The 8,772-nt window shown below is 64.4% G+C and carries 6 protein-coding genes; 4 read left to right on the top strand and 2 right to left on the bottom strand.

Going from position 1 to position 8,772, the window contains the following annotated elements:
• Positions 1–557: precorrin-8X methylmutase (locus ACY693_RS10080; RefSeq protein ID WP_462321699.1), on the bottom strand; the 557-nt coding region annotated here is incomplete at its 3' end.
• A gap of 422 nt (positions 558–979) precedes the next feature.
• On the opposite strand from ACY693_RS10080, the gene cbiE reads away from it, so the two are divergent.
• Positions 980–2,209 carry a precorrin-6y C5,15-methyltransferase (decarboxylating) subunit CbiE gene (gene cbiE, locus ACY693_RS10075; protein ID WP_462321698.1) on the top strand — a complete coding sequence of 410 codons (1,230 nt, stop codon included), beginning with the start codon at positions 980–982 and terminating at the stop codon, positions 2,207–2,209.
• A 20-nt stretch (positions 2,210–2,229) separates the two neighbouring features.
• Here the strand turns inward: cbiE and ACY693_RS10070 are convergent, their stop codons facing one another.
• Positions 2,230–4,359 carry a TonB-dependent receptor gene (locus ACY693_RS10070; protein WP_462321697.1) on the bottom strand — a complete coding sequence of 710 codons (2,130 nt, stop codon included), beginning with the start codon at positions 4,357–4,359 and terminating at the stop codon, positions 2,230–2,232.
• A gap of 195 nt (positions 4,360–4,554) precedes the next feature.
• Between ACY693_RS10070 and ACY693_RS10065 the strand changes: the two genes are divergently transcribed.
• From ACY693_RS10065 to ACY693_RS10055, 3 genes are all read left to right on the top strand, one after another.
• Positions 4,555–5,643, top strand: coding sequence for a MotA/TolQ/ExbB proton channel family protein (locus ACY693_RS10065; protein WP_462321696.1), 1,089 nt, complete (start codon positions 4,555–4,557; stop codon positions 5,641–5,643).
• Between the two features lie 49 nt (positions 5,644–5,692).
• Positions 5,693–6,865, top strand: coding sequence for an energy transducer TonB (locus ACY693_RS10060; RefSeq protein ID WP_462321695.1), 1,173 nt, complete (start codon positions 5,693–5,695; stop codon positions 6,863–6,865).
• A 96-nt stretch (positions 6,866–6,961) separates the two neighbouring features.
• Positions 6,962–8,772: TonB-dependent receptor (locus ACY693_RS10055; protein WP_462321694.1), on the top strand; the 1,811-nt coding region annotated here is incomplete at its 3' end.

Here is an 8,772-nt window from a genome sequence, read left to right as displayed (position 1 = left end):
AGCGTCACGTAAGGAACGCCTCGGCTGTCCTCGGCGAGTGCGGCCTTGGACTCGGCGGCACCGACAAAGCCGACCGGGAAGCCGAGGATCAAGGCCGGCCGCGGCGCGCCGGCATCGATCAATTCCAGCAGCCGAAACAACGCGGTCGGGGCATTGCCGATGACCACCAGGGCGCCCTCCAAGTGCGGGCGCCACAGCTCCAGCGCGGCCGCGGTGCGGGTGTTGCCGAGCTGCGCCGCCAACGCTGGCGTCTGCGGATCATCAAGGGTGCAGAGGACCGGATTCTCAGCCGGTAGCCGAGCGCGGATCACGCCTTCGGCGACCATGCGGCTGTCGCATAGGATCGCCGCACCAGCGGCCAGCGCCTCGCGTCCGGCACGGCCGGCATCAGCGGAGAACAGGAGGTCATGGGCCGCGTCGGGCATGCCGCAGGCATGCACCACGCGCACGGCAACCGACTCCAGATCGGCGGGAAAGCGCGCCAGGTCGGCCTCGGCGCGGATGATGGCGAAGGATTCGCGATAGATGGCGGCCCCATCGCGGTTGTAATCGAGCATTGGCGGGTCTCTGGCGGACGGGTTGTGGATGCTCGCGTTGGCGCGAGTCTGATCAATCGGGTCGGGTGGATCAAAGCCGGCATATCGTCGCAGCAAGGCAAACCGCTGCGGCCGCGGTGATCACGATTCGCCGAACGGCCGGACAGGTCGCCCCGATGCCGCTCGGGATCTCGGTGACCTCTGTTGCCCCGAAGCCTGCTTGAACGGCGATACGATGAATAGCGATAAGATACTGCAATATAACCGCGGTCTCGCGATCCGGCTACCCGGCCCGGTCTTCTTCTGCTTCCCGCCTGTCCTCTTTCAACGGCGCTCGATACGGGACCGGAGAATCCGCTATGGGGACGCGATCGCGACAGCGTTTGCCGAGCACCGATGACCGATTCGACTCGAACACTGCCTTGCACATTGGACCTGCGCCCATGAGCCCAGAGCCCACAAACGCCGCGCCCTGGCTAACCATCATCGGCATCGGCGAGGATGGCCTGGCCGGTCTTGGCCCAGCCGCGCGCGACGCCATCGCCGCGGCCGAGCTGCTGGTCGGCGGCGAGCGTCATCTCAGCTTGGTGCCAGCCCAGCCCGGGCAAGCGCGTCACCCTTGGCCGAGCCCGTTCTCGCAGGCCTATGCGCTGCTGCGTGCCGAGCGCGGCCGCCGGGTCTGTGTGCTCGCCAGCGGTGACCCGATGTGGTACGGCGTCGGCAGCGGCCTCGCTGCCGAGTATCCGGCCGATGAGCTGCGGATCATACCGGCGGTTTCATCGCTATCTCTGGCTGCGGCCCGGCTCGGCTGGGCCTTGCAGACCACCCGCGTGCTCCCGGCACACGGTCGCTCGCTGGCACGGCTCAATCTGTATCTGGCCCCGTGCGTGCGGCTGCTGGTGATGTCGGCCGATGCCGACACGCCGTCGCAGATTGCAAGCCTGCTGCGCGAGCGCGGCTTCGGCGCAAGCCGAATGGTCGTGCTCGAGCGTCTGGGCGGACCGGACGAGCGCCAGCGCGCGGGCATCGCCGAGGACTGGGACCATCCGCCGGGCGCTGCACTGAATCTGGTCGCCATCGACTGCCTCGGCCGGGGTGATCAACGCCTCCCCCGGCGCGCTGGGCTTCCGGATACCGCCTTCGAGCACGATGGTCAGCTCACCACGCGCGATGTGCGCGCGGCGACCCTGGCGCGGCTCGCGCCGCAGCCCGAGGAATTGCTCTGGGACGTCGGCGCCGGTTGCGGCTCGATCGGCATCGAATGGATGCGCGCCGAGGCGAGCTGCCACGCCATCGCGGTCGAATCCAACGCCGCGCGCCAGGAGCTGATTCGGCGCAATAGCGAGCGGCTTGGGGTTCCGGAGCTGCGGCTGGTCGCCGGCGAGGCGCCGACGGCGCTCGCCGACCTGCCGGTGCCGGACGCAATCTTCATCGGCGGCGGCCTGACCGCGGAAGGCGTCAGCGAGCTCTGCTGGCAGGCGCTGCGCCCGGGCGGGCGGCTGGTCGCCAACGCTGTCACCCTGCAAAGCGAGGCCGCGTTGGTCGCAGTGCGCGCGAGCATCGGCGGCGAGCTAACACGCCTCTCGGTCGCCCAGGCCGTCCCGCTCGGCGGCTTCGACGGCTGGCGTAGCGCAATGCCGATCACCCTGCTGACCGCCGAGAAGCCGCTTTAGCCTCAGGTCCTCACGCACCCCTAGCCCCCGAAGGGAACGCTCAAACTGACCCGGATATCACGCCCCGGGCTCAGCGCATAGCCCTTATAGGTGTCGAGAAAATCCCGGTACTCGGTATCGAAAAGATTGCGCACCGTCAGATCGACCCGAGCCAGGCGGTTGCCGAAGGCGCGGAAGGCAAAGCCCAGATCGAGATCCGCCAGCGTGTAGGCATCGGTCGATGCGGTCCCGAACGGCAGCCGGTCGAACTGCGCGAACGGCTCGCCGGGCGCGGCATCCTTGGCCGCGGCGTGGCGCATGCCGAGGGTCAGATACGGCTCACGAATCGGCCCGCGCTCGGCAAACCAGTAGGTCGCCTCGAGCCGCAGCGAGTCGGCGGGCAGCAAGGGCAGGTCCTCGTCGGTGCGGTCATTGGTGCCCCGCACCAGATCTAGCGCGCCGCTCAGCTCAAGCTGATCGGTCACCTGCCAGCTGGCTTCCAGCTCGAGCCCGGTGAGCAGCGCATCGTCCTGCTGGTACGCAAAGATCGGCAGGCCGTTACGCGACTCACCGGTATCTTGCAGGTAGATGTAGTCGCTGATGGCATTGCGATAGACCGTTGCACTGCCTTGCAGCCACGGCGTATTCCAGCGCAGCCCTAGGTCGACGTTGATGGAGTTTTCGGGATCGAGATCGGGATTACCCTCCTGAATCGCGGCCACCCCGCCATGGACACCATCGGCGTAGAGTTCGAACAGGCTCGGTGCGCGGAAGCCGGTACCGAGATTCGAGGCAATCGCCACCTGATCGGTGAGACGATAGACCGCACCGAGCGACCCGGTAAAGACCGAGTAATCGTGGGAATCACGGCCAACGAAATTCACCGGAGCCCGTGTCTTGCCGGCATCCCCGGTCACGCTGTGCCAGTCATGACGCAGCCCCGCTTGCAACGTCCAGTCGCCGATGTCCTTGCTCTCGAAGGCGAACAGGGCCAGGTTGCTGACCTCCCCACCTGGGGCCAGCACCGTGGTCCCGCGCGAGTACTGGATCTTGTTGCTGTACTCGACGCCCAGGGTGCCGCCATCGAAGGGTCCGAGCGGCCCATGAATAGCCTCGAGCCGGGCGACATAGCGATCAAACTCGAGATGAATGGTCCCATCATAGCCCGCGCTCAAGGGCTGTCCAGGGCTGTTGGCGCGACGCAGGTTGTGCTGCCAAGACAGGGTCGGCTTCAGCTCCCAGCCAGAGGCGAGCGGCATGGCACCGGTGAGCTGGAGCTGGTCATTGTTCAGCCACAGACCGATGCCTTTGCCAGTCGGCAGCAGAAAGTTGTTCTCGTTGTTCCATTGGTTGTAGCGAACGCCAAACTCGCCAAAATCGGTCAGGACACCAGCGCCGAACTGGGCGTTGAGCTGATCGAAGTTGGTGAACGGAAGCTCGCCGGTGAACTTGGGATCACTCGGATTGCCCGATTCGGCGGCCGTCGCGGCATTGGGGGTCGTCAGATCGCCCGCGGACCGACCCATGATGCCGGCATCCAGGCTGAAGCGGTCGGTGCTGGCGCGCGCCTTGGCGCCGGTATCCCATTGCTCATTGTTGCTGTGGTAGACGAACAGGGTATCGGCCAGGGCTTCGCTCTCGCCCTCTGGCATGAACACGAAGGCTGGCGCCTGCACATCGATGGCGCCACCGAGCGCCCCCGAGCCGTAGAGCAGGCTCGAGGCACCCCGGACCACCTCGATGCGCCCGGCGAGGAAGGGATCGATGTTGGGTGGATGCCGCGCACCATACTGCTGGTAGTCAACGCCAATCCCGTTCGATAACACCTGGATCTGATTGCCGCTAAGGCCGCGAATCACCGGCTTACCCACCATGGTCCCGGCCGTGATCGAGGCGACGCCAGGTAAGGCTTCCAGGGTCTCGCCCAGCGTGAAGCGCTCTCGGCGACGCAGGTCTTCGCCAGCCAAGACGTCGATGTTCGCCGCCTGCAGCATCGGATCACCCGGCACCGGCACACCGGCGGTGACCTCGATGGCGTCGAGCTCAACCGAGAAGCCTTGGTCGTCGCTTATCGGTTGCGCGAGCAATGACGTCGCAGGACCGCCGAGGAGCAGCCCGGCCAAAAACGTGCGATTGACATTGTTCATCATGTTCAGCCTATTTCGCAGCATTGGGATTCAGTGCAAAAACGTGATGGTATAACATAGAGCATCGAGCTGCATCGACGCAACTGTCGTTGCATTTTTGCCCTAGCGATCCGGTCCCTCCGATGAGCGGGACACCCATCAAGTGCCCGGCTTATCAGCGCGTCAACGGACGCAAGCCCGGAGCGTCCGTCGCCATGCGAGGCTGTGAGAGCGCAGACAATGAATGATCAGCAGACCGAACCCCCATCTACAGGCCAAGACGCGACGATCGATGATGCCGCCGATACCGAAGCCCAGCTCACCGATGCTCAGACCACAAATGCTGGCGATCAAGCGCTCAGCGGTCCTGAGGTCAGCCCGGTGACCGCGGCCAATGACATCCTGTCCAAGGAGGACAGCAACATCACGTCTGGGCAGAGCGCTGGCGCCGCACCCGAACCCAGCCTGATGGTCGAGCCAAACAGCTCGGCTATCGCGGATAACGGGGTACAGACCCTTCAGGACAGCGAGCTCCTGTCCTCGGCGACTGCTGTGCCCGACGCAGCAGCCAACGTCACAACCGTGCAAGACACGCTCGCACCGCTGATCGATCTGGCTGGTCATGGAGGTCCAGTGCTGCTGGTGTTGGCGATCATGTCCATCACCGCGCTGACCATCGTGCTGGCGAAGCTCTGGCAGTTCTCTCGGCTGCGCTTGAATGCGAGTCAGCCGGTTGAGTCTGCCCTGACCGCTTGGTATCAGGGCGATGCCGATGCGGCACTGAAGACGATCGGAGACAGCCGGCAACCGAGCGCTCGCCTTGCCGCAGAGGCAATCACCGGGTTGCGGCAAGCATCAGCCAGGTCTGAGCCCAGCCTCGCCCTGTTGCGCGAGGAGCTCACCCGTTCGGCAACCGCCCAGCTCGAGCAACTGCGCAGCTGGTTGCGCGCGCTTGAGGTGATCGCCACACTGAGCCCATTGTTGGGGCTGCTCGGCACCGTCCTCGGCATGATCGAGGCGTTTCGGCAGCTCGCCTCGTCGGGCAGTCAGGTCGATCCCTCGGTCTTGTCAGGCGGCATCTGGCAAGCGTTGCTGACGACCGCTGCCGGTTTGAGTGTTGCCATCCCTGTGGTGCTGTTGCATAGCTGGCTTGAGCGTCGCGTCGAGCGTTGCGCGCATCGCATGGAGGATGCCGTGACGCGGATCTTCACGCGTCCGCTGACTGAGCCCCTCCGCGAGCCCTCGTCAACAGCGCAGCAACGCCGCACGATCAGCGCTGTTGGCACCGCGGGCGAAGCGGGACGCCACGCTGTGGTCAATCAGCCCTGATGGCTATCGGAGCGTAACGCTTGATCTGCCAAGACTGAATCCCGTTGCCATGGACTTGCAGACTCGCCATTGGCTCATCGCGCTCCTGCTCGCCGTTCTCATGCACGCGGCGCTGGCGCTCGCATTGGTGCCGCGGTCGTCGCCTTCTACCACTCCTGAGCCGGTGGCGATTGTCTTGGAGCTCGGAACCAGTGGTGATGGGCGGCCGGCCGGTAGCGATGGAGCGCCTTCAGGCGTGCTGGCCGCCGTCGGGCCTGCGGCCGAGGCGCCTGTCGTCGCAAGCGATGGCAGCATACACTCGGAAGCCACGATGGCGGCTGCTGTGCCTGTCACGAAGGTGGCAGCTGCAACGGCTGACGCAGTGGCCGCTGCAACGGCTGAGGCAAAAGACGCGACAACGCCGCCGGAGACGGCTCAACAACCGATTCCGGCCACCGCAATCGCTGCCGCCCCCGAGGACCCGATCATGCCCGCGGTAGCGCGGTCCCAACTAACCCAAGCCGAGGCCCAACCGGAGCCCACGCCGACACAAACGTCCGAGCGCGAAACAGTCAAAGCTCAACCGAAGCCAGCACCAACAGCGAAGGCCAAGCCCAAGCCCAAGCCCAAGCCCAAGCCTAATCCTAAGCCTAAGCCTAAGCCTGAGCCTGAGCCCGAACCAAAGCCAAAGCGCAGACCTGAGCCCAAGCCAAGACCCAACGCCTCGGCCAAGGCTATTCAGCAGGCCTCAGAACCGCCAGCACCTCCCCGAGCCCGAGCACCTGCGGCTGAGCCGCCAAGCGCCTCAAGCTCAGCCACGTCAGGGAGTCGCCAAGCCCAAAGTACAACGGGCGGTAGCGGCCGCAGCGCGAGGCAAAGCGCACAAGCGGCCGGCAGTGGCTCCGGCAGCGGACGAGGTTCTGGCAGCGGCTCTGGTCGTGGCAGCGGCTCGGCCAGCGCTGCCAACTACTACGGTCGGCTCGCATCTTGGCTCAATCGGCACAAACGCTATCCTGCCCAGGCGCGCCGCCAGCGCGCGCAAGGCACGGTCAAGGTCCGATTCACGATCGATCGCAATGGGCGTCTGCTGTCGCATCAGATCGTCAGCAGCTCCGGCCACCGACTCCTGGACCAAGAGGCCGAAGCCATGCTCAAGCGCGCATCGCCGATGCCCGCCATCCCGGCTTCGCTGAATCGGTCACGGCTCACGGTGACGCTACCAGTCAATTTCAGCCTGCGATGACCTTCTCACACCAACGACTGACCCTAGTCAGTTTTCATACCTTTTAAAGAAAAGTAAGATATTGCTGCATCGAACGATTCCTGTCGAGAGGCAATCATGACCTGTCATGGTCTTCAGCAGTGCGGCATCGCCGTCGTTGTCGCCGGTTTATCCTTGACTTGCAATGGGGTGATCGCGCAAGCACAGGAGGCTATCAGCATAGACGATGAGGTCTTGCTGCTTGACCCGATCGAGGTCAGCGCCGCCCCGATCTACTCGGTTCAGTACCCTGGCGATACGCTCTACACAGGGAGTGCCATGACCGCGGCAGGTCGGCAGATGAGCGGTGCCGCTGGACGCACCAACATCTATGCCAACCTGGATCTGCTCCCCGGCGTCGACACCGAGACCCTCGATCCCTATGGACTTGGCGGAACCTTCATGCGCATACGCGGCATCAAGAGCCAGTTCGTTGGCATGTCGATCGAAGGCTTGCCGAACTACGGCATCATGCCGATTGGCGCGCGCCCGCAGCTCTATGATGTCGAGAACATCGAGACGCTAGAACTCTACAAAGGCATGGCACCGCTGGCGATCGGCTCTGCCGTCGGCAACCGCGGGGGCGCCATCGCACTGCGCTACCGCCGCCCTGAGTCGGAGGCTGCAGCCGAGATCAGCCAGGCGCTCGGCTCGGACAATTACAGTCGCACCTTCGCACGAATCGACAGTGGCGTCTTTGGTCCGGACCTCCGAGCGTTCCTTTCCGGCTCCTATACCGATGCCGACAAGTGGAAGGGCGCGGGCTCGCTCGGTCCGCGTCAGAACCTGGCCTTCGGCCTCAGCTACGGGCTCGATCAGGGCGGTCCGACCGGCGAGCTGTTTTTCAACGCCACGGATGAGGACTTCAACGCGTTCCGTGCACTGAACTACGCACAGGCACAGCGTGTGAGCCGCTATCGAGACTTTGACTATAACCGCCACCGAACTGGTGACCCCGCCGTTGATGTTGACTACTTCGACTACTACCACAGCAGTAGCGAGAACCGCGATCTGCTGACCATCGGCAGCCTGCCGCTGTCTTTCGGCACCCTGACATTCAAGCCCTACTATGCCGAAGAACAGGCCGAGATTCGCAACGGCCGACAGGATCGGTTTCGCGACCTGAACCGCTATGGCCTCAATGCCGACTTCATCGGCGAGATCGGCGGCTTGGAGATCAGTACCGGCTATTGGTGGGAGTCGGCCGACCTGGAAAAGTCAGTTCGCCGGATGCGCGTCACCCCAACAGGCAGGGATTACGCCGGCTGGGCCTACCTGGCCGATAACGATGGCCGCGGTAGCATCCATAGTCCCTATTTCCAGCTCGGACAGCAAGGCGAGCGCCTGCGCTGGCAGGCTGGCATCAAATATTTCCAGTACACCGAGCCGGCAAGCACTGCCTTTCGCACCAATGCGGACACCCCGGCCGATTGGAATGCGGCCCGCCGCAATAACCTGGGACCGAATCCAGACCTGAGCCTGGACGCCTTTACCTTTGACGCCTGGCTACCGAATCTCGGTATCAGCTGGATGCTTGATCCGAGTGGCGGCACTGAGCTCTACGCGAACTATGGTCGCAATTACATGCGGCCCTACGCGTTCGTCCCAGTCACCAACATCGTCGCCAGCAACCTCGCCCGCTTCGAGGCCGCGGGGATGAACCTTCAAGATGTGTTCGATAACTGGCAGCTCGAGACCTCCGACAACATCGATCTTGGGCTGAGACTCCAGAGCGAGCGCCTGGCGCTGACCCCGACCCTGTTCTTTGCCAAGCACCATGACCTGCTCGCCGTCGCCTATGACCCGCGCGTCGGTCTCAATTATCATCAGAACCTCGGTGGCGCCACCGCCTGGGGCGCCGAGCTCTTGGCGAGTCTGCAGATCACGCC

The sequence above is a fragment of the Halochromatium sp. genome, from assembly GCF_054919635.1.
This window is presented reverse-complemented; position numbering and strand designations above follow the sequence as displayed.

What these genes read in the sequence shown, in the direction of transcription:
- ACY693_RS10070 (WP_462321697.1), bottom strand. Translation starts at nt 4,359, where the DNA reads ATGCTGCGAAATAGGCTGAACATGATGAACAATGTCAATCGCACGTTT.
- ACY693_RS10060 (WP_462321695.1), top strand. Translation starts at nt 5,693, where the DNA reads ATGGACTTGCAGACTCGCCATTGGCTCATCGCGCTCCTGCTCGCCGTT.
- ACY693_RS10065 (WP_462321696.1), top strand. Translation starts at nt 4,555, where the DNA reads ATGAATGATCAGCAGACCGAACCCCCATCTACAGGCCAAGACGCGACG.
- cbiE (WP_462321698.1), top strand. Translation starts at nt 980, where the DNA reads ATGAGCCCAGAGCCCACAAACGCCGCGCCCTGGCTAACCATCATCGGC.